The following is a 20,186-nucleotide window of genomic DNA, read 5'->3' as shown; positions in this document are numbered from 1 at the left end:
CAAAAGCGGCTGATAGCCTATTTCCGGTCAGCTTTGAAGCTGATCCAGCTCCTCCATCCAGAGGGAGTTCACCGCATCGCTGGGCATCCGCCAGTCTCCACGGGGAGACAGAGTCAGGGAGCCCACCTTGGGCCCGTCGGGCAGGCAGGAGCGTTTGAACTGCTGGGCAAAGAAGCGGCGGTAGAAATTTTGGAGCCACTTCAGGATGGCCGCCCGGTCATAGCGGTTCCCCAGGGCGTACAAGGCCAGCCGGAACACCTTGCGGGGGGAGAAGCCCCAGCGGACGGCGTAGTAAAGGAAAAAGTCGTGCAGCTCGTAGGGTCCAACCAGATCCTCGGTCCGTTGGGCGATCTCCCCCTCCTTGGGGGGGAGCAGCTCTGGAGAGACGGGAGTGTCCAGGATATCCCGCAGCACGGCGGCCAGTTCGGGGTCGGAGGGCTCCGCCGTATCTGCGGAGTAGGCCACCAGATGGCGTACCAGAGTTTTAGGAATAGAGCCGTTCACGCCGTACATGGACATATGGTCTCCGTTGTAGGTGGCCCAGCCCAGAGCCAGCTCGGAGAGGTCGCCTGTACCGATGACCAGCCCACCCTGGTGGTTGGCTACATCCATCAGAACCTGGGTACGCTCCCGGGCCTGGCCATTTTCAAAGGTGACGGATAGGTCGTCCATAGACTGGCCGATATCCCGGAAGTGGACTCGCACCGCCTCGCCGATATCGATGGTCTGGAATGTGGTCCCGATTCGCTCGGCCAGCAGCTGGGCGTTAGACTTGGTACGGCTGGTGGTGCCAAAGCAGGGCATGGTGACAGCGGTGATGTCCGTGCGGGGCCGGCCTAGCAAATCCATGGCCCTGGCGGTGATGAGCAGGGCCAAGGTAGAGTCCAGCCCACCGGACAGCCCCACCACGGCGCTTTTGGCCCCAGTATGAGCCAGCCGCTTTTTTAAGCCTAGAGCGGCGATATGCAGGATCTCCCGGCAGCGCCGGTCCCGGTCACCGCTGTCGTCGGGGACAAAGGGATTTGTCCCAATGGGGCGTGTGAGGGAGGTTTCCACCGGCTCCAGCGAGAATTCGGACCAGTCCATCCGCTCCTGTCTGGCGGGGGGGAAGGTAGTGATGCGGCGGCGCTCGAAGGCGATCCGGGCCACATCCACCTCGCTGACAGTCAGTCCATCCGCAAAGCGGCGCTCCGCCAGGACGGTCCCGTTTTCCGCAATCAGATTGTGGCCGGCAAAGACCAGATCGGTGGTGGACTCCCCCTCGCCGGCGTCGGCGTAGACATAGCCGCACATCAGACGCCCGGACTGACCGGCAACCAGAGCCCGTCGATAGTCCGCCTTGCCCACCGTCTCGTTGGAGGCGGACAGGTTCAGAATCAGCGTGGCGCCGGACTGGGCCAGAAAAACGGAGGGGGGGGCGGAGGACCACAGATCCTCGCAGATCTCCACGCCGACCACCAGATCGGGCAGAGTGTCGCACCGGAACAGGTGGCGCTTGCCCAGAAAGACCTCCTGTCCGCACAGGGTCAGAGAGAGAAATTCCTCCTCCGGCCCGGGCTCAAACCACCGCTTCTCATAAAATTCCCCGTAGTTGGGCAGGCAGGTTTTAGGCACCAGCCCCAGTAGCTTCCCCCGGCAGAGCACGGCGGCGCAGTTGTAAAGCTTGCCCTCCGCCCGCACCGGAAGCCCCAGGGCCACCAGCATATCCACGGGACGGGTGGCCTCCAGCATCTGCCCCAGCGCATCTTCGGCGCCGCGGAGCAGGGTGTCCTGGAAAAACAGGTCGCCACAGGTATAGCCGGTCAGACATAATTCCGGAAGGGCCAGGACTTTGACGCCCTGCCCCTGAGCCTCCCGGATCAGGGCGATGCACTGCCGGGCGTTATAGGCACAGTCGGCCACCCGGATCTCCGGGGTACCGGCGGCCACTTTGATAAATCCGTCCCGCATGATAAAAAACCTCCTATGGAGTGAATCTCGTTGACAAGAGCGGCCCCGCCGCCCAGTTTCTTTTGTTATCTTACCGTAATTTATGGGAAATTTCAAGAGGCCGGCGGCTTTCTGCCGCCGGCCTCACGCACTGTCGTTGGGGTGCTATTCCACCCCGCCCCGCTCCAGGGCGTGGGCGGCGCTGGTGGAAAAGGCGCTCCGCATTTCTTCATCCCAACTGCCAAAGGGCGGAGAGCACTTGTGCAGAAAGGTACCCCAGCGGAGGACGGAGCCATCCCCTCCACGCTCTGCCGCCAGATAAGCGTTAAGTCCGGTATGATAGCGAAGCTGGCTGTCTACCCAGGAGCTGTCCGCCCATGGGGCATTGAATAGGTCATCCACCACAAAGCCCAGGTCATAACCGTACAGCGCCACGCTGTCCCCCAGTGGTTCCGGAGGTTCCAGCAGGGAGAGGGCGGTGAGTTGAGCGTCTAGATAGGACGCCCTGTATTCGCCGCCGTGGTCCGGCGTATTCCACAGGGCCAGGGTATCTGTCAGCACCTGATCCATTACCTCCAGGATGGCAGGGTCTGTGACGGCGATGTGCTGGGCGCTGTCTGAGGCGGAACGGATCAAGTGATACAGCTCCGGGCATTCTTCCAGATGGACGGTCTCCGAGATGCTGACCTGATCCTCTGCCCGCCCTGCGTAGAGGGAAAGGCGGCTGCCGTCTTTGAGATAGAGGTTCAGTGTCCAAAGCCCATAGTCCAGAAAGCCCTCGTCACTGTGCGTGACAGCCTCTGGAACCTGAGGCTGCCCGGCGGCCTGACGGATCATACGGGCCAGCTTATCCCGGTCCAACCCCTCCGCCCAGCCGACGGTCACTGGGCCGCCGGAGAAGGAGATATCCACAATATCCCCGCCCTGAAGGTCCGACATGGCCTCCAGCGCGTCAGAGGGAGGCAACGGAAGGTAGGCCCCCGGCGAGGGCCTCGCCTCAATTTGAGTAACCGTGCCGTCCACCACTGTGAGGGTATATCCATAGGCCAAATCGTCCCCCTCCAGCTCTGCCCAGTCCTGGGCGGCCTCCGCCGACACCGGCAGGGTATACTGGGTGTGGTTGCTGTCGGAGCCCTGTCCGCTCCGCGGGTCGATGGTCACACTATCCCCGCCGTCGTAGAAAAAAATGCTGCCCGGCTCCACGGGAATGGAGGAGAGAAGGGCGGCCCCCGGCCCCGGAAGCGCTATCCGGCCGCACCAGCCGGTAAAGTCAAGGCCGGCCCCGTCCAAAGCCAAATGGGCGCTGTCAGAGAGCTGGACCCGGACCGCCCGCCCCGCTCCGTCCAGCACCACCTCGCCGGGGACGCCGGCCTGGGACATGCCAACGGTGTGCTGAATGGTGACGGGGTTGAGGGAGTAGGCCTCCCCCTCCCAGGTGTGGAGCAGAGACGCCCCCTCCGCCAGCTCCGCTGTGCGCTCACGGGACAGGAGATCTCCGGAAAATACCTCATCCCACAGGGCGTCGGGGTCGGACAACTGCTCCCGGGTCAGGGGGACATAGGCGACTGTGCCCGCCTCCGGGTCCAGGGCGGTGATCCAGGCTCCATCCCCCTCCGGCCTATCTGCCTCGGCCTGACAGCCAACCAGGCTGCCTGCCAGCACAGCGGCGGCCATCGCCGCTGCCATGGCCGCCCGGCCCCGGCGCTTGGGGGAGCTGTCCATGATGGCCCGGAAGCGGGCAAAGACCTCCCTCTTGTCCCCGGAAAAGCCGGTGGTCAGCCGGGACAGGCCATGCTCCCCGGCGGTCATCTGGTCCAGAAGGGTCCGGCCATAGGCCCGGCGGCCCGCCTCGTCCCGGGCCTTCAGCAGCTCGTAGTCACAGCACAGCTCCACATCCTGCCGCGCCCGGCGGGCCATGAGCCATACCAGAGGGTTAAACCAGTGGAGACTTCGGACCAGAGAAATCAGAAGCAGATAGCCGGTGTCCCGGTGCTTCAGATGGGTCAGCTCGTGAGCCAGGGCGGTCCCCAGACTGCCGCCGGTCTGGCCCTGGGGCAGCAGAATGACCGGGTGGAGAAATCCCATGAGCAGCGGAGTGTGGACCAGGGTGCAGCGGTACAGCTCCACCGGGCGGTCACAGCCCACCACCCTCCTCTGCTCCGCCAGGACGGCCAGATCCTCCTCCCCGGCGAGGGTGCTCTGCCGGAGAGCCCGGCAGCGGAACAGCCCATAGCGGACCAGCCCCCCGAAAAAGAGGGCGGCGGCGGTCAGCTCGTAGACCAGATAGGCCGCCCCGGTCCAGTGTACGGTGTAGGTGGTGGCGCCGTCTATGGTGACCGTGCGCAGGTAGTCGTTGTCCCGGATCAGCACATCCCGGCCCGCGGCATCCTCATAGTGGACATGGTGTCGGAACCAGATATTTTCTCCATCAATGGTCGCCATGGCTCCGCCGGCCCCGCCGCTCCCGGCCTCCACGATCCGCTCGTGGTCCCGCGAATAGCCGTTCACCCGGTCGTAAGCCCCCTCCACCACCGCCTGGGGGGTGGCCACATCAACGAGGGAGGGTACCCAGACGGCCAGAAAGGACCGGGCGGGCAGGTACAGGAACATGACCACCATCAGCCAGGTCCACACCTGCCGCCACCAGGTTGGGGCAAACCGCCCCTCCAGCCGCCGGCGCAGGAACAGAAGCAGGGCGATCAGGGCCCCGAAGCCCAGGCTGGTGGCCAGAAGATGGGTCAGATTTTCTGCCATATCAGCGACCTCCTTTTTCCAGCAGCGCCTCCAGCGCGGCCACGTCCTCCTGGGTCAGCTTGGCGTCGGGCAGCAGGGCGGCCACCAGACTGGGCAGCGAGCCGCCGTGGAGCCGGTCCAGAAAGGAGCGGCTCTCGGCCTTCAGATAGTCCTTTTGGGCGACCAGCGGGGTATACAGGTTCGCTCTGCCGGCCTTCTCCCCCCGGACGAAGCCCCGTTCCTCCAACCGGGAGAGCAGCTTGAGCAGGGTGGGGGCCTTCCAGTCCCGCTCCAGCCGGGCGGCGATGTCCGCCGTGTGAGCAGGGTAGGTGTCCAGGGCCCACAGGGCCTGCATCACCTCAAGCTCCGCGTCGGGAAGTCGGGTCAGCGCGTCGGTCATATCGGCACCTCCTTATTAGACGTTTGTCTATCTATATTTTACAACTGTCTAATTGGAATGTCAAGAAAAACTGGGGCCCAGCGGGCCCCAGCTTTCAATGAATATCAGCCGACCGAGACATAGTCCTTGGATATGTAGCCGATTTTGCCTCCGCCGTAGTCAAATTTGCACCAGCCGTTGGTTTCCTCCAAGACGGTGATCTTGGCGCCGTTGGAAGCACTGGCCACCACGTCGTACTCCTTGCCTGGGCCGGAGCGGATATTCAAACCGTTCTCAGCGTTTACAATGGTGGCGGGCGTGTTAGGGGCGATGGTGCCGGTAGTTCCAGTGTTCCCACCGGTGGAGCCAGTATTTCCACTCTGGCCGCCGGTGCTGCCGCTGGAGGAGGTGCCAGAACCCCTGCAGTAAACAGTACACTGGGCGGTCTTGTCTCCGGCGGTGGCGGTGACCGTGACCTTGACCAGATTACCGGTGGTATTCACATTGGTGATCATACCGTCCTGGGTGACGGTCAGGGCCGACTCATCGCTGCTGGACCAGGCAACTGTGGCGTCGGCGGGGTCCACCTTGACCACAAATTCAAATGTTTCATTGGCCTGGAGGGTGATGTCGGACTTATTCAGCGTCAGGCTGGACACAGCCACAGGTTCGGGGTCGGGCTGGGGATCCGGCTGCTCTGACTGGTCTCCGCCACTCTGGCTGGAATTGGGGGAGCTGCCGTCAGGGGAGCTTGTAGAGGTGGAGCCGCCGATGGAGGTGCTCTGGCTGGTACCCGCCGAGGAGGAGCCACCGTCCTTGTCCTGGGTAAACAGGGGGAGCAGTTTGGTAAAGACGATAAACAGCGCGGCGATGATCAAGACCAGAGAGATGACCAGAGCTACCACCTGGACCGGATTCACCGGTCCTCCGTAGCCGCCGCCTCGGGTATTGGCCACACGCCGTCCACTGCCTCCGCCCCGTCCAGGGCGCTCGTCACAGAAGGGACAGCGTTTATAAGTAGTTGCGTAGTACTCGCCGCATTTGTCACAGCGTATCACATCGTTGCGCCGGGGAGCATTCTGGGTGCTGGCTCCGCCGCGGCGGGAGGGGGCCTGTTTTTCTGCCATGATCGAGTTCCTCCACAAGCTAGGATATCCTTGCGTCAACAAGGGGATATAGTCCATTGTACAAGGATTTTATAGTGTCGTCAACGAAAAATGTCGAAATAACAAAATGTTCATAATCTTATGTCGGAATTTCGTGAGAAGGAGAGAAAGGGAGGCGTGTATCCTTGACCGCCGCCCCCCTTTCTTTTATAATAAAAGGAACAAAGCCCCCGTGCCGCTGGCGCGGGAAGAGAGGGGTGCGCGATGAAGGGGACTATGACCGCCGGCGAGGTGCATAAGCAGTACAACGAGATCGTCACCGCCTTCCGCAAATTGATTCCGGACCCAGCTCTGCGCCTGACGTTCAGCCGTCAGGTGGACGGCTATATGCGCCAATATGCCCTGGGGGTGTGGCAGGCGGACAACGCCAGCGCCATCACTCCCCGACATGTGGAATTTTATAATGCGGTCTATTCTGCCGGGAATCCGGTGCCCTCCGCCCTGTACTGGGAGGTGGCCACAGGGGTGGCCGGCTTTGACCTGTTTCAGCCCCCCGCCTTTTTCCAGGACCTGCTCCGGTACGACCGGATGAAGGGAACCACTCTGGCCCGGCGATTTGCTGACCAGCTTACCCTGGTCCTACTCCTGCTGGCCGCTGTGGACGATGTGGTGAGCGAGAGCGAGGCGGGGTTTGTCAACTCCTGTAACGACACTCTCCTCCACCTGTGCGACCAGGAGGGGCTGCGTGCTGACCGTCCCCCCTTGAAGGCGGACGACTTCATCGCCCGGCGGCCTGTCCCGCCTCCGTCCCCTGCCCAGCCGCAGAGGGAGGAGCCCGCGGAAAAGAAAGAGGAAGGGCCTGCCACTGAACGTCCCAAGTTGGAGGAGCTGCTGGCCGAGCTGGACGGGCTATGCGGCCTGGACAAGGTGAAGTCCGATGTGAAGAGCCTCATCAATCTGGTGAAGGTGCGCAGGCTTCGGGAGGAGGCGGGCCTGCCCGTCCCGCCTATGTCCCTCCACCTGGTATTCATGGGAAATCCGGGTACTGGCAAGACCACGGTAGCCCGGCTGCTGGCCAAGATATACCAGGCGATAGGGGTGCTGTCTACCGGGCAGCTGGTGGAGGTGGACCGGTCCGGACTGGTGGCCGGCTTTGTGGGCCAGACGGCCCTGAAGACCCAGGAGGCGGTACAGAAGGCGGTGGGCGGCGTGCTGTTTATCGATGAGGCCTACGCCCTGGCCGGTACGGACAGCGCCAACGACTTCGGACATGAGGCCATCGAGGTGCTGCTGAAAAACATGGAGGACCACCGAAAGGACCTGATCGTCATCGTGGCCGGTTACACGGACCGGATGGAGCGATTCATCCACGCCAATCCGGGACTGGAGTCCCGATTCAACAAGTATTTCTTCTTTGAGGACTACGACGCCGCCCAGCTTATGGATATTTTCGTGTCCATGTGCCGTAAGAACGGCTATGCCCTGTCCGGAGAGGGGGAGGGGCTGGCTCGAAGGGAACTGGAGGAGCTGTACCGGAACCGGGACGAGAACTTTGGCAACGCCAGAGAGGTACGCAACCTCTTTGAGAAGGCGGTGGCTCGTCAGGCGGACCGGGTGGCCCAGCTGGACGGCCCCACCAGGGAGCAGCTGATGGAGCTGCTGCCCCAGGATATCAAGCCGTAAGAACTGCTCTCCCCTGAAAGACAGAGGGAAAGAGCGCAACATAAGGAGGAAAAATTATGCTCATAGAGTTTGAAAAGCTGCAGGAGAACCTGGTCCCCAAGCCTCGAGGCGGGGAGGGGGAGATGTACACCCGGACCTTCCAGGACGAAAATAACAAGATCATGCAGATCCGCCTGACCCCCGGCAGCCACCTGGGGATGCACACCCATGAGGTGGACAGCGAGGCGTTCTATATCCTGTCCGGGACCGGAAAGGTACTGTGTGACGGAGTGGACGAGCCGCTGGCTCCCGGCAGCTTTCATTACTGCCCCAAGGGCCATGGCCACCGCCTGATGAATGACGGCACCGAGGACCTGGTCCTGGTGGCCATCATTCCCAACCACGGCGCATGAGAATCGCCTTTTACACCCTTGGATGCAAGGTCAACCAGTACGAGACACAGGCCCTGGAGCAGATCGTGACTGCCCGTGGCCATCTTCTGGTGCCCTTTGAGGGAGAGGCAGACGCCTACATCATCAACACCTGCACGGTCACCGCGGTGAGTGACAAGAAGTCCAGACAGGTGATCCGCCGGGCCAGAAAGCGCGCCCCGGACGCCGTCATTGCCGTGTGCGGCTGCTATCCCCAGACGCATCCGGCGGAGCTGGAGGGGCTGTCCGTTGACCTGGTGTCCGGCACCGGGGACCGGGCCGGCTTCGTGGACCTGCTGGAGCGGACCTGGCGGGAGCGCCAGCCCATCACCGCCCTGGACGACGCGCTGAAAAGGCGGGCCTTTGAGGTCCTGCCCGCCGGCGGGCTGGAGGGCCGCACCAGGGCCATGCTGAAGGTGGAGGACGGCTGCGTCAACTTCTGTACTTACTGTATCATCCCATACGCCAGAGGCCCAATCCGGTCCCTGCCTTTGGAAAAAGCGAAGGAACAGGCCGCCCAACTGGCGGCGGAGGGCTACCAGGAACTGGTCCTCACCGGCATCGAAATTTCCTCATGGGGACAGGAGCGAAAGGACGGCACTGCTCTCATCGACCTGGTCGAAGGGGTGTGTCAGGCGGTCCCCGGCTGCCGGGTCCGGCTGGGCTCTCTGGAGCCCCGGACTGTCACCAGAGAGTTCTGTACCAGGGCGGCCCGGCTGGACAACCTGTGTCCCCACTTCCACCTGTCCATGCAGAGCGGCTGCGACGCCACCCTGAAGCGGATGAACCGGAAATATGACACAGAGCGGTTTTATGAGAGCGTGGCCCTGCTGCGGGACCACTTCGAGGACCCGGCCATCACTACGGATATGATCGTGGGCTTTCCGGGGGAGACGGAGGCGGAATTTGGGCAGACAATGGACTTTATCCAGCGGTGCGCATTTTCCGCCATGCACATTTTCCCCTACTCCAGGCGGCCGGGCACTCCGGCGGCCCAGATGGCGGGCCAGGTGCCTAAGGCCATCAAGGAGGAGCGGGCTCGGCGGGGAGCGGCCGTGGCCGCCCAGATGGAGCGGGAATACCTGGAGCGGTTTGTGGGGCGGACCCTGCCTGTCCTCTTTGAGGAGGAGCGGGACGGCCTGTGGCGGGGCCACACCACCCGGTATACAGAGGTTGCCCTCCAAAGCGGGGAGAACCTGCACAATCAGATCAGACAGGTAACTTTCACCGCTGTGGAGGGCAGCGTCCTGCTGGGGCGGGAGGCGGAGTGAAAAAAATGTGGCTCTCGAAGGCCGCCGGTGTTATAATAGGAGCCGCTGCTGGGCGATAATGTTTAGGGCATCACGCTGCCCGTTGAGAGGAGCGCTTCACAAATGAGCGAAGAGATGAACTTTACCCCCAATCCGGGGAAAAACCTGATCCGCGCGGTGGATGGGGTGGACTATATGCGTATCCCGGTCAAGACACACTTGATCACAAAGGATGACGATATGGCGGACGTGGTGAAAAAATATCCCCAGGATCTGATGAGGGAGGGAGATATTCTCTTCATTTCGGAGAAGGCAGTGGCCTGTACCCAGTGCCGTGCCATCCCCATGGAGGATATTAAGCCCCGTAAGCTGGCCGTCACCTTGAGCCGCTATGTCACTAAGACCCCGGCGGGCATTGGCCTGGGGATTCCGGAGACTATGGAGATGGCCCTTCAGGAGTGCGGTACCTTGCGCATCCTCTTCGCCGCCTTCTGCTCGGTCATCGGCAAGCTGCTGGGAAAGAAGGGGTGGTTCTACATTGTGGCCGGACCGAAAGCCAGAGGCATCGACGGCCCTACGGAGGGCACCATTCCGCCCTATGACCACTATGTGGTCCTCACTCCGGCCGACCCCATGGGGACGGCCAAGAGTCTGGCGAAGGCCCTTGGACACCCAGTGGCCATCGTGGACATCAACGACCTGGGGGCCAATATTTTAGGCTTCTCGGAAAAACAGCCCTCTATGGACCAGATCGCCAAGATCCTGGGGGATAACCCCCTGGGCCAGGGAGAGGAATGTACGCCCATGGGCATCATCCGCCGGGCATAACAGGAAAACAAAAGCCTCCGGCCCGTTAGCAAGGGGCCGGAGGCTTTTTCATGCCTGATCCTCCATACGGGGGTCGGGCAGATCCACATAGATGGGGCTGTGGCCGGTGGACTCCACAAATCTCAGCAGATCCTCCCGCTTCAACTGGAGGGTAGAGGTGGAGCGGCCAGGGTGGCCACTGATGAATTCGTCGGCCAGCAGATCCCGGTCAATGACCAACTGGACCTGATGTTGGGCGTCAAAGAGCAGCTCCAGAGCGGATACGGAGCCGGGAACGGTCTGAAGGAAGTCTCGCATATGGCCGTCATCGGCGAAGGACAACCGGGCGCACCCCAGTTGGGCGGACAGGAATTTGGTTTTAAAGGGCTTGTCGCCCGGCATCATCAACAGATAGAACTCCGTCTGCTGGCGGTTGCAGAGAAACAGATTTTTGCAGATCTTAGAGCCCAGGACCGCCTCTACCTCCTGGCAGAACTCAATGGTGTCGGCGTGGTCATGGTCAACCCGGACAAAGGGAATGGACAGTTCCTCCAGCCGGTCATAGATGGCAAATTCCTGGGGGATGCGGTCGTCAGTGGGGCGGGTAGTATAGCGGTTTTTATCTATGTACATATCGGTCCCTCGTAATTTAGATGGTAGTGGAACGTGAAAAGAGAGCGCCTGCCCCTCCATGGGGCGGGCGCTGTCCGCTTTAAAACTGGAATATAGCGCCGATCACGGCGGCAGCGGCGATAAAGACAATGGGATGGAGCTTCTTCAGCTTCTTGGTCTGCATACACAGGAAGATAGCTACGGCCAGGGCGATAGAGGGCCAGTGGAGGGCAAAGGTGTGCTCCGCAGTGCCGCCCACCAGCAGGAATACCGAAACAGCCACGCTCAACCCAGCGGAGGCAATCAGCCCGGTAGAGGCGGGGCGCAGGCCGTAAAAGACGGCGTCCACCGCCTTGGACTGGCGGAATTTCTGGAGGAAGCCGGCGATGATGATGATAACTACGATGGAGGGGAAGATGAGCCCCAGAGTGGCAACCACAGCGCCGGGTAGACCGAGGATCTCAAAGCCCACATAGGTGGCCATGTTGACACCCATGGGACCGGGGGTGGACTCGGACACGGCGATCATGGTGGTCAGCTCCACGTCGGTGAACCAGCCAGTGCGGGTCCCCATGTCCTGGAGGAAGGGGATGGTGGCCAGTCCACCGCCCACGGCAAAGAGGCCCACCTTGGCAAATTCAAAAAACAGGCGCAGTAAGATCATTGGTCAGCCCCTCCCTTCTTCATACCGGCTATCATACGGGCCACATAGCCAACCACGCCGGAGCACACAATAAGAATGACGGGGGACAGGTCCACAAAGAAGGCCAGCAGCAGGACAGCCAGGAAAATACATACAGACAGGGCGTCCTTCAAGTTGGACTTGCCCAGCTTGACCACACTGGCGGCAATCAGGGCCACCACAGCGGCGTTGATGCCCGCCAACGCATGCTGGACCACAGGGATATCCGCAAAGTTGGACAGGAAGGCGGCGATCAAGGTGATGATGACAAGGGAGGGAAAGACCAGGCCCAGGGTGGCCAGCACACCGCCAGGGATTCCCCTGTACTTGTATCCGATGAAGGTGGCGGTATTTACCGCGATAATACCGGGGGTGCACTGTCCCACGGCGAAGTAGTCGGTGAGCTCCTCCTCGGTGGCCCAGCCCTTTTTCTCCACCACCTCCCGCTGAAGGATGGGAAGCATGGCATAGCCGCCGCCAAAGGTGCATACCCCCACCTTGGCGAAGGTGACGAACAGATCGACCATAATATTCATGTAGCAGCTACCTCTCAGCGATCAATATTCAGATATAGAGCCCAGACAGGACGGCGGCCCCCGCCTTCAACGCGGCGTGTCGGTGGGGCGCGGGGTGCTCCTGGCTAGGCGGACAGGTCCTATACATTAAATCGGAAGAGGATGATATCGCCGTCCTGGACGACATACTCCTTGCCCTCAGAGCGGATCAGGCCCTTCTCCCTGGCGGCGGCCATGGTGCCACAGGCCATCAGGTCCTCGTAAGAGACCACTTCAGCCCGGATGAAACCCCGTTCAAAATCGGAGTGTATCTTGCCAGCGGCCTGGGGGGCCTTGGTCCCCTTCACGATGGTCCAGGCCCGGCACTCGTCCTCGCCGGAGGTCAAGTAGGAGATCAGGCCCAGCAGGGTGTAGCTGGCCTTCACCAGCCGGTCCAGGCCGGACTCGGCTACCCCCAGGTCGTCCAGAAACATCTTCTTCTCCTCGCCGTCCAGCTGGGCGATTTCCGCCTCCAGCTTGGCGCACACGGGGATGACCTGGGCCCCCTGAGCGGCGGCCCGCTCCTCCACCTGCTGGTAGTAGGGGACGGAGTGGGGATCTGAGAATCCCTCCTCGTCCAAATTGGCGGCGTAGATGACGGGCTTTAAGGACAGCAACTCACAGTCGGGATATTCGGCGGCGATATCCACCGCTTCATAGGAGCGGGCGGATTTGCCGTCGTTGAGCCAGTCCCGCAGGCCCTCAAAGTCGGCCGCCTCCTGAAGGAACTTCTTGTCCCCCTTGGCCATCTTTTTGGCCTTGTCAATGCGCCGCTCTACCATCTCCAAATCAGCCATTACCAGTTCCAGGTCGATGGTGTCCATGTCCCGGACGGGATCAGTGGACCCCTCCACATGGATGACGTTGTCGTCATCAAAGCACCGGACTACATGGACAATGGCGTCGGTCATGCGGATGTTGCCTAGGAATTTGTTGCCCAGGCCCTCTCCCTTGCTGGCTCCCTTCACCAGACCGGCGATGTCCACAAATTCGATGACCGCTGGTGTGGTCTTCTTGGGGTGGTACATCTCGGACAGCTTATCCAGCCGGTAGTCAGGGACAGCCACCATGCCCACGTTGGGGTCGATGGTGCAGAAGGGGTAGTTGGCGCTCTCGGCGCCAGCGTTGGTGATGGCGTTGAACAGGGTGCTCTTTCCAACGTTTGGAAGCCCCACGATGCCCAATTTCAAGGCGATCCCTCTTTCCAAATGGTATTTTTATGAATCAGCCCAAATATTATATCTGTTTTAAGCCGGGGATGCAAGGGGTGACAGGCAGAAATCCGACGGGGAGGCTTGGATTTTCCCTGTGGAGTGGCCCAAAAGGCCGGTCCAGTGGATAAAAAAACGGGGCGATTTTTAGAGAAATATGGTATAATAGTTCTATGAAAGAATCTAACCGCCTTGTCCCTTCCCTCACCGCCAGAAGCCAATTTCAGGCGGGAGCGTACCTGGGCGGTTTGAAACATAGAGTAGAGGAGGAAAAACGATGTACTACCGGACCAGCTATGATTCACCCGTCGGCCCTCTTATGCTGGCCAGCGACGGGACCAGTCTGACAGGCCTGTGGATGGAGGGCCAGAAATATTTTGGCGGCGCCATCCGGGAGGAACTGGTCCAAAGGGATGACCTGCCCGTCTTTGCTATGACCCGAACATGGCTGGAGCGGTACTTTGCCAGGGAGAGGCCTGACCCGTCGGAGCTCCCCTTGGCGCCGCGGGGCGGAGAGTTCCGCCAGGCGGTGTGGGAGCTGCTGTGCCAGATTCCATATGGAGAGCTGACGACCTATGGTCACCTGGCGAAAGAGATGGCGGCTCGACTGGGCAGAGCCTCCATGTCGGCCCAGGCAGTGGGCGGCGCGGTGGGGCATAATCCCATCTCCATCATCATTCCCTGCCACCGGGTGGTAGGGAGCGACAGCAGCTTGACCGGCTATGCCGGAGGATTGGAAAAGAAAAGGTATCTCCTCTCTTTGGAGGGGATTGATGTGACAACACTCAGCACCCCTACACGGGGAACGGCGCTGTGAGGAGGGGGAGCATGGACTGGCCAGATAGAAAGACAAGGTGCCCGTGGGCTAACCCCAACAACCCCCGGTACCTCCAATACCACGATAAGGAGTGGGGGGTCCCCGTCCACGACGACCAAAAGCTCTTTGAAATGCTGATCCTGGAGAATTTTCAGGCTGGACTGTCCTGGGAGTGTGTCCTCAATAAGTGGGAGGCTTTTTCCAGGGCCTTTGACGGCTTCAACCTGGAGAAAGTGTGCTCCTATGGACCGGAGGAGCAGGCCCGCTTGAAAAGTGACCCAGGCATCATCCGCAACGGGAGGAAGATCGCTGCCGCCGTCCAGAACGCCCGGGTGTTCCGAGAGATTCAGAGGGAATGGGGCAGCTTCGACCGCTATCTGTGGCACTGGACGGAGGGCCAGGTGGTCTGTGAGCAGGGGAAGGCCAGCTCCCCGCTGTCCGACCGGGTATCCAAGGATCTGAAAAAACGGGGAATGACTTTTGTGGGGACAGTCATCATCTACGCCTACCTCCAGGCCGTAGGGGTCATTTGGTCCCATGAGGAGGGCTGCTTTCTGGAGCACCGTCCCGGACCCGGCCCGCTTTCTGAAGCGGCGCTTTGACGAGAGTTTGACTGAATTACTCCTCCGGTTCCGGTGGTGGGAACTGGAGGGAGAGGCGCTGGTATCTGTCTTGCCGCTGCTCTGCGACCCGGACCTAGAAAAGGTGCGCCAGAGCTTGGAACACTTGCTGGCGAAAGAATAGAGAGAAATCAGAAAGCCGCCTGCGCATTTCTGCACAGGCGGCCGTTTTTATGTCTCCCGACGGTACCTCTGGTATAACTGAGTATATTGGATCTAGTAGGAGCACACCGTCCTGTTATTCGCCAAGCTCCTCCGGCAAGGGCCGCCTCCGGTGCTCCACTGGACCCCACTCCGGCAAGGGAAGGCGCTGCATGGCGCCGAAGGCGCGGGCTTTCAGCCCAGGGTAGCGTCCCTGAAGTTCGTAGATGAGCTCCTTGATCTCCTGCCGTTTGGTGTTCCCATTGGCTGGACAGGGATTTTTGACTACGGGCAATCCCAGCCTCTGAGCCGTGTGCTGAATCAGATTTTCGCCACAATAGAGGAGAGGGCGAATCTGGGTGATGCCAGTCCGATCTAAGAAGGTGACAGGCTGAAAACATGACAGTCGCCCCTCAAAGATCAAAGACATGAAAAAGGTCTCAATGGCGTCATCATAGTGGTGGCCCAGGGCTATTTTGGTGATGCCCCGGTCCAGAATGGCCTGGTGAAGAGCCCCACGGCGCATTTTCGCGCACATGGAGCAAGGGTTCTTCTCCCGGCGGATATCGAAAATGATGTGCTGGATCTCACTGCTCAGTATGGTGTAGGGAACACCTAGTTCCCCGCACAGACGGGTGATGGGGGAGAAGTCCATCCCGTCCCTCCCATCGGAATGACCCATATCCAGGGTAAAAGCCTCTACCGTGAAGGGGATAGGGTAAAACTCACGCAGCTTGGCCAGCGCCATCAACAGGATCAAGGAGTCCTTTCCGCCGGATACACCGACGGCTACCCGGTCGCCGGGCTGTATCATATGATAGTCCTCTACACACCGGCGAGTCAGGGATAGAATCTTGTTCATGGGGGATCTCCTCCATTTGAGTAAAACTGTTACAAAAACTGAAGTTTTGACTGAATAAAAACAAAAATTAAAAATGAGATATCAAGAGATATCGGAAGAATATAAGAGAAAATAAAAGATATCTAATCTTTTGCTAAAAAAACATGAAATATCAGTTGACACCCGCTTACTCCCGTACTATAATACAAAACGCTCCGCTTGTACAGAGTTGGGCAAAATGTTTTTATCATTGACCAAATGGTTGAGATAAGTAGAGGAAAATGGAGGTTTCACCTATGTCCACTTTTATGGCAAACAAGGGGAACATCGTGCGTAGCTGGTACGTCCTGGACGCTGCTGGCAAGCCTCTGGGCAAGACAGCCGCTCTGGCCGCTGATCTGCTGCGCGGTAAGCGCAAGCCCGAGTTTACCCCCAACGCCGACTGCGGCGATTTCGTTATTGTCATCAATGCTGAGAAGGCTGTTCTGACCGGCAAGAAGCTGGACCAGAAGTATTACCGCTCCCACTCCGGCTGGGTGGGCGGCCTGAAGGAAGTCAAGTACCGCACCCTGATGCAGACTAAGCCCGAGCTGGCCATGAAGCTGGCCATCCGCGGGATGCTGCCCAAGAACATCATCGCCAAGGACTCCCTGACTCGCCTGCACATTTACCGCGGCGGCGAGCATGAGCACGCTGCCCAGAAGCCCCAGGTCTGGGATGCTGAGTAAGAGGAGGATTTAGATCATGTATAAGAGCAAGAAGCCTTATTTCTACGGCACCGGCCGCCGGAAGTCCTCCGTGGCCCGCGTGCACCTGTTCGAGAACGGCACCGGAGCCATCACCATCAATGGCCGTGACATCGACGACTACTTTGGTCTGGAGACCCTGAAGCTCATTGTCCGTCAGCCCCTGGTCACCACGGAGACTGTGGGTAAGGTGGACATCGTGGCCACCGTTACCGGCGGCGGCGTCACCGGCCAGGCCGGCGCTATCCGTCACGGTATTGCCCGCGCTCTGCTGCTGGTCAACGAGGAGTACCGCCCTGCTCTGAAGGCCGCCGGGTTCCTGACCCGCGACCCCAGAATGAAGGAGCGCAAGAAGTACGGCCTCAAAGCCGCCCGTCGCGCGCCTCAGTTCAGCAAACGTTAAAGCAAAGAAAAATATATCGAAGGTTCGGAAATTCAAAATTTCCGGACCTTTTTGTATTCCGAAAACCCCCGGCTATGCCGGGGAGTTCCGTAAAAGCTTTAGCGGAGAGCATGCAATAAAAACTCCCTTTGCTATATTTGAAGTGCGGTCTGGCAACTGCGCCAAAGAAGCAAAGGGAGGTCATCCAAAATGAATGACAGCAGTAGTTTATCACCTACAAGATGGAACTGTAAATATCACATAGCGTTTGCCCCCAAGTATCGTAGGAAGCTATTTTATCAGGAAAAGAAGCAAGAAATCGGGGAAATATTGAGAAGGTTATGCGAGTGGAAACAAGTTGAGATTATAGAAGCGGAAGTATGCCCAGATTACATCCATATGTTGGTAAGCATACCGCCAAAAATTAGTGTGTCTGGATTTGTGGGATTCCTAAGGGAAAAAGTACTCTGATAATTTATGAAAGGCATGCAAATCTGAAGTACAAATATGGGAATCGACAATTCTAGTGCAGAGGATATTATGTGGACACGGCCGGAAAAAACGCAAAAGCGATAGCAAAGTATATCAAACACCAGCTGGACGAAGATAAAATACAGGATTAAATTACAATGAAAGAATTTGTAGACCCTTTTAAGGGTAGCAAGTAACAAGCCCCTCGCAGCTGACAGACCGTACAAAGCGCCAGCAGGCGCTGCTAGTAACATAGGGCTTTGCCCGCATATGAAGAACCCCCGGCTATGCCGGGGGGGGGTTCCTATTTGTGTCAGTCCTCCCCCTCCAGAAAGTAGGAGGCCTCCATGTCGGCCACAGCCAAGGCAAACGCCAGGGGATACTTCTGCAAGGCCTGGCCCACGGTGCGGTTATCCTCGGGCCCGGAAAAGCCCATGTGCCAGCGGATGGCCATAGCCTCCTCCCTGGTCAGACGGATGTAGCCGTTGGCGATGTATACGCTCTTCTCCCCGTGACCATAGGGCAGGGGGTCGTCAAAGGTGTAAGAGGGCACTTTCTCCCATTGACCGGTGGCGTCGTTCTTCACGTTGCGGAACCCCTTTTTATAGCACCCCACTTTGCACAGGTCGTGGAGCAGGGCCACAATAGCCACCGACTCCTCGCCGTACTCCAGGCCATAGAGCTCCTGGACCCGCTCACGCTGGAGATAGTCCGCCAGACAGTGATATACGTTCAGGCTGTGCTCACACAGACCGCCTTCATAGGCCCCGTGATACCGGGCGGAGGCGGGCGCCGTGAAGAAGTCGCTTTTATTTTCCAGAAAATCCAGCAGCTTGTCGGCCCCCTCCCGGGTGATGGTGGACTTGAAAATGTCGATAAATTCCTCTTTGCAGGACATGGTGTTCCTCCCTGATCTCAGCCACGCTGGAAGGCGGAGCTGGCATTTATTCTATTATATCATACAGGGGCTTGAAATGCCAGAATGGGCGGCGCCCCTAAATTTAATTTTATTTCAATGGAACAGGCGGAGCGGTTCTGCTATGATAGACCTACCATAAAACTTGATTGAGATTAGGAGGAGATGTGATGCGCCTGTGGAGAGGAATTTTAGCTGGGACACTGGCCTTGTGCCTGACAGTCCCAGTCTGTGCCGCTCCGGTGGAGGACACTGTGGCCCAGCAGCGACAGGAGGACCTGGATTTCCTGTATGACACACTGAAACGGGGCCATCCGGACCTGTTTGCCAACACGCCGGAAGAGGAGTTCCTGGCTCGGAGGGGGGAGATAGAGAAGTCGCTGGCTTCGGCCAGCGACCAGACCTTTGCGCTGGATCTGCAAAGCCTGGTTGCTATGGTGGGAGATTCCCACACTACGATAGCTCTGGGCAGCCTGGCCCAGACCATGCGCTATTATCCCATAGCCCTCACTTGGAGGGATGGGAAGTGGTATCTGACTACAGCCCCCGCTGCAGGGAAGGATATGCTGGGGCGGCAGGTCACCGCGGTTAACGGCAGGACTATGGAGCGGGTCGTGGAGGCCTTTGGGGTGGTCCTCAGCGCGGACAACCAGGTAAAACTGCGGCGGCAGTACCGGCAGACCTGTAATGTGGCGGACTTCTACGAATATTTGGGCCTGGTGGAGAAGGGGAAGCCTTTGATCTTGACGCTCACCGGCGGGGAGAGCCTGGAGATCGCTCCTGTGGCCGCGGAGGAGCTGGGCCGGACAGATCTTGTCCAGATGGGCGCTTCTTTGTCCCAGCCCGCGACGGCTGGCCGGGACCAGAATTATCTGGCCTTTCCACTGAATGACAGCGCCTATTATATCCAATATAACAGCTGCATGGAGGACCCGGACCTATCTATGGAGCGATTTTCCGGTCAGGTGCAGGCCGAACTGGAGGCTGGGGATTATCGCCGCATCCTCCTCGATTTACGCAATAATGGAGGCGGCTCCGACGGGGTCATCTGGCCTCTCCTGGAGGTGCTCCGCCAGGAGATGGACAGGGGAACCGAGGTGGTAGGTCTGATCGGGGAGACCACTTTTTCGTCCGCTATCATCAATGCCGTAGAGCTTCAGGAGATGGGAGCGGCGCTGGTGGGCGACCTGACCAGCGGCAGCGTGGACCACTTTGGGTCAGTGGGCTCCTTCCGCCTGCCCAACTCCGGGCTACAGGTGGGCTGCTCCCGGAAGTATATTGATCTGGGGACACTGCTAGACGCTGACGCCGGGCGGGGCGTGGAGCCGCTGGAACCCGATGTACTGGTACCCCAGACCATGGAGGACACGCTGGAGGGCCGCGACACCGCGGTGGAGTGGCTGCTGGCCAATCCCCAGCGGCTGGAGCAAAAGGAATACCCTGGCGCTCCACTGACTCGCGGACGGTTCGTGGCTCTGCTGTGGCAGGCAGCTGGAAGTCCGGACGCACAGAGCGTGGAGATTGCGGATGTTCTCGGCATCGAGTGGTATCTCCCAGCGATTTACTGGGCCGTTGAGAGCGGTGTGGCCGCTGGCACTGGGGAGGGCGGATTCCAGGCCGCCCGACCCATCACCCGTCAGGAGGCGGCTGTGATGGCGGTCAAGGCTGCCCAGCTGTCCGGCCGGGCCGGACAGGGGGAGTTTACTGAGCCTGCGGATGGAGATCAGATTGCCCTGTGGGCCCAGGAAGGAGTTATGCAGGCCCTTTCCCTTGATCTGATGGAGCTTCGGGGCGGAGCGTTCCGCCCGCTGGACCCCATGACACGGACGGAAGGGGAGAAACTGGCCGGCTTATTGTTACAGAAGGAACATTAGGAAAAAGCGCGCGGAGCCTAGC

General features: G+C 59.7%; 20 protein-coding genes and 1 pseudogene. 11 read left to right on the top strand and 10 right to left on the bottom strand.

The window, feature by feature from the left end:
• Positions 1-27 precede the first annotated feature (27 nt).
• The 4 genes from H8S11_RS10850 to H8S11_RS10835 form a co-directional block, all read right to left on the bottom strand.
• On the bottom strand, positions 28-1,950 hold the full coding sequence (locus H8S11_RS10850; protein ID WP_186853154.1) for an NAD(+) synthase: 1,923 nt from the start codon (positions 1,948-1,950) through the stop codon (positions 28-30).
• 144 nt (positions 1,951-2,094) lie between these two features.
• On the bottom strand, positions 2,095-4,683 hold the full coding sequence (locus tag H8S11_RS10845; RefSeq protein WP_186853153.1) for a M56 family metallopeptidase: 2,589 nt from the start codon (positions 4,681-4,683) through the stop codon (positions 2,095-2,097).
• Between the two features lies 1 nt (position 4,684).
• Positions 4,685-5,062, bottom strand: coding sequence for a BlaI/MecI/CopY family transcriptional regulator (locus H8S11_RS10840; RefSeq protein WP_147571096.1), 378 nt, complete (start codon positions 5,060-5,062; stop codon positions 4,685-4,687).
• A 104-nt stretch (positions 5,063-5,166) separates the two neighbouring features.
• Positions 5,167-6,168 (bottom strand): SH3 domain-containing protein, encoded by a 1,002-nt coding sequence (locus H8S11_RS10835; RefSeq protein ID WP_186853152.1) that lies wholly within the window; start codon positions 6,166-6,168, stop codon positions 5,167-5,169.
• Between the two features lie 243 nt (positions 6,169-6,411).
• On the opposite strand from H8S11_RS10835, the gene H8S11_RS10830 reads away from it, so the two are divergent.
• The 4 genes from H8S11_RS10830 to H8S11_RS10815 all read left to right on the top strand — a co-directional run bounded on the left by H8S11_RS10830 (position 6,412) and on the right by H8S11_RS10815 (position 10,318).
• On the top strand, positions 6,412-7,830 hold the full coding sequence (locus tag H8S11_RS10830) for an AAA family ATPase (RefSeq protein WP_186853151.1): 1,419 nt from the start codon (positions 6,412-6,414) through the stop codon (positions 7,828-7,830).
• Between the two features lie 56 nt (positions 7,831-7,886).
• Positions 7,887-8,222 carry a cupin domain-containing protein gene (locus H8S11_RS10825; protein ID WP_147571093.1) on the top strand — a complete coding sequence of 112 codons (336 nt, stop codon included), beginning with the start codon at positions 7,887-7,889 and terminating at the stop codon, positions 8,220-8,222.
• Positions 8,219-9,511, top strand: coding sequence for a tRNA (N(6)-L-threonylcarbamoyladenosine(37)-C(2))-methylthiotransferase MtaB (gene mtaB / locus H8S11_RS10820; protein WP_186853150.1), 1,293 nt, complete (start codon positions 8,219-8,221; stop codon positions 9,509-9,511). The genes H8S11_RS10825 and mtaB overlap by 4 nt, the downstream gene beginning before the upstream one ends.
• 102 nt (positions 9,512-9,613) lie before the next feature.
• Entirely contained in the window at positions 9,614-10,318 is a 705-nt protein-coding gene (locus H8S11_RS10815) for a coenzyme F420-0:L-glutamate ligase (protein WP_147571091.1), read from the top strand.
• Positions 10,319-10,366: 48 nt separating this feature from the next.
• On the opposite strand, the gene H8S11_RS10810 is transcribed toward H8S11_RS10815, so the two are convergent.
• From H8S11_RS10810 to ychF, 4 genes are all read right to left on the bottom strand, one after another.
• Positions 10,367-10,930 carry a prolyl-tRNA synthetase associated domain-containing protein gene (locus tag H8S11_RS10810; protein ID WP_147571090.1) on the bottom strand — a complete coding sequence of 188 codons (564 nt, stop codon included), beginning with the start codon at positions 10,928-10,930 and terminating at the stop codon, positions 10,367-10,369.
• A 79-nt stretch (positions 10,931-11,009) separates the two neighbouring features.
• Positions 11,010-11,573 carry a chromate transporter gene (locus H8S11_RS10805; protein ID WP_186853149.1) on the bottom strand — a complete coding sequence of 188 codons (564 nt, stop codon included), beginning with the start codon at positions 11,571-11,573 and terminating at the stop codon, positions 11,010-11,012.
• Complete coding sequence (locus H8S11_RS10800; protein WP_147571088.1) at positions 11,570-12,127, bottom strand: chromate transporter; 558 nt, start codon at positions 12,125-12,127, stop codon at positions 11,570-11,572. Before H8S11_RS10800 ends, H8S11_RS10805 begins: the two co-directional genes overlap by 4 nt.
• A 119-nt stretch (positions 12,128-12,246) precedes the next feature.
• The gene (ychF, locus tag H8S11_RS10795) at positions 12,247-13,335 is read right to left on the bottom strand and encodes a redox-regulated ATPase YchF (protein WP_186853148.1); all 1,089 of its coding nucleotides are present in this window, start codon (positions 13,333-13,335) and stop codon (positions 12,247-12,249) included.
• Positions 13,336-13,633: 298 nt separating this feature from the next.
• Between ychF and H8S11_RS10790 the strand changes: the two genes are divergently transcribed.
• From H8S11_RS10790 to H8S11_RS14085, 3 genes are read left to right on the top strand one after another with little or no spacing between them, the layout of a single operon-like run.
• Entirely contained in the window at positions 13,634-14,173 is a 540-nt protein-coding gene (locus H8S11_RS10790; RefSeq protein ID WP_147571086.1) for a methylated-DNA--[protein]-cysteine S-methyltransferase, read from the top strand.
• A gap of 11 nt (positions 14,174-14,184) precedes the next feature.
• Positions 14,185-14,775 carry a DNA-3-methyladenine glycosylase I gene (locus H8S11_RS10785; RefSeq protein WP_186853147.1) on the top strand — a complete coding sequence of 197 codons (591 nt, stop codon included), beginning with the start codon at positions 14,185-14,187 and terminating at the stop codon, positions 14,773-14,775.
• A 7-nt stretch (positions 14,776-14,782) separates the two neighbouring features.
• Positions 14,783-14,917, top strand: a complete 135-nt coding sequence (locus H8S11_RS14085) for a hypothetical protein (RefSeq protein WP_263858369.1) — start codon at positions 14,783-14,785, stop codon at positions 14,915-14,917.
• 114 nt (positions 14,918-15,031) lie between these two features.
• Here the strand turns inward: H8S11_RS14085 and H8S11_RS10780 are convergent, their stop codons facing one another.
• Entirely contained in the window at positions 15,032-15,796 is a 765-nt protein-coding gene (locus H8S11_RS10780; RefSeq protein WP_186853146.1) for a tRNA 2-thiocytidine biosynthesis TtcA family protein, read from the bottom strand.
• Positions 15,797-16,071: 275 nt separating this feature from the next.
• Here H8S11_RS10780 and rplM point away from each other — a divergent pair, with 275 nt between their 5' ends.
• From rplM to tnpA, 3 genes and pseudogenes are all read left to right on the top strand, one after another.
• Entirely contained in the window at positions 16,072-16,503 is a 432-nt protein-coding gene (gene rplM / locus H8S11_RS10775) for a 50S ribosomal protein L13 (protein ID WP_147571082.1), read from the top strand.
• Positions 16,504-16,519: 16 nt separating this feature from the next.
• Positions 16,520-16,924 carry a 30S ribosomal protein S9 gene (gene rpsI / locus H8S11_RS10770; protein WP_147571081.1) on the top strand — a complete coding sequence of 135 codons (405 nt, stop codon included), beginning with the start codon at positions 16,520-16,522 and terminating at the stop codon, positions 16,922-16,924.
• Positions 16,925-17,113: 189 nt separating this feature from the next.
• A pseudogene (gene tnpA, locus H8S11_RS10765) lies at positions 17,114-17,526 on the top strand (IS200/IS605 family transposase).
• Positions 17,527-17,687: 161 nt separating this feature from the next.
• Here the strand turns inward: tnpA and H8S11_RS10760 are convergent.
• Positions 17,688-18,272, bottom strand: a complete 585-nt coding sequence (locus tag H8S11_RS10760) for a hydrolase (protein WP_186853145.1) — start codon at positions 18,270-18,272, stop codon at positions 17,688-17,690.
• 188 nt (positions 18,273-18,460) lie between these two features.
• Here H8S11_RS10760 and H8S11_RS10755 point away from each other — a divergent pair, with 188 nt between their 5' ends.
• Complete coding sequence (locus H8S11_RS10755) at positions 18,461-20,164, top strand: S-layer homology domain-containing protein (protein ID WP_186853144.1); 1,704 nt, start codon at positions 18,461-18,463, stop codon at positions 20,162-20,164.
• Positions 20,165-20,186: the final 22 nt, after the last annotated feature.

This window comes from Flintibacter hominis, assembly GCF_014287965.1.
GTDB classification, from domain to species: domain Bacteria; phylum Bacillota; class Clostridia; order Oscillospirales; family Oscillospiraceae; genus Lawsonibacter; species Lawsonibacter aceti.
This window is presented reverse-complemented; position numbering and strand designations above follow the sequence as displayed.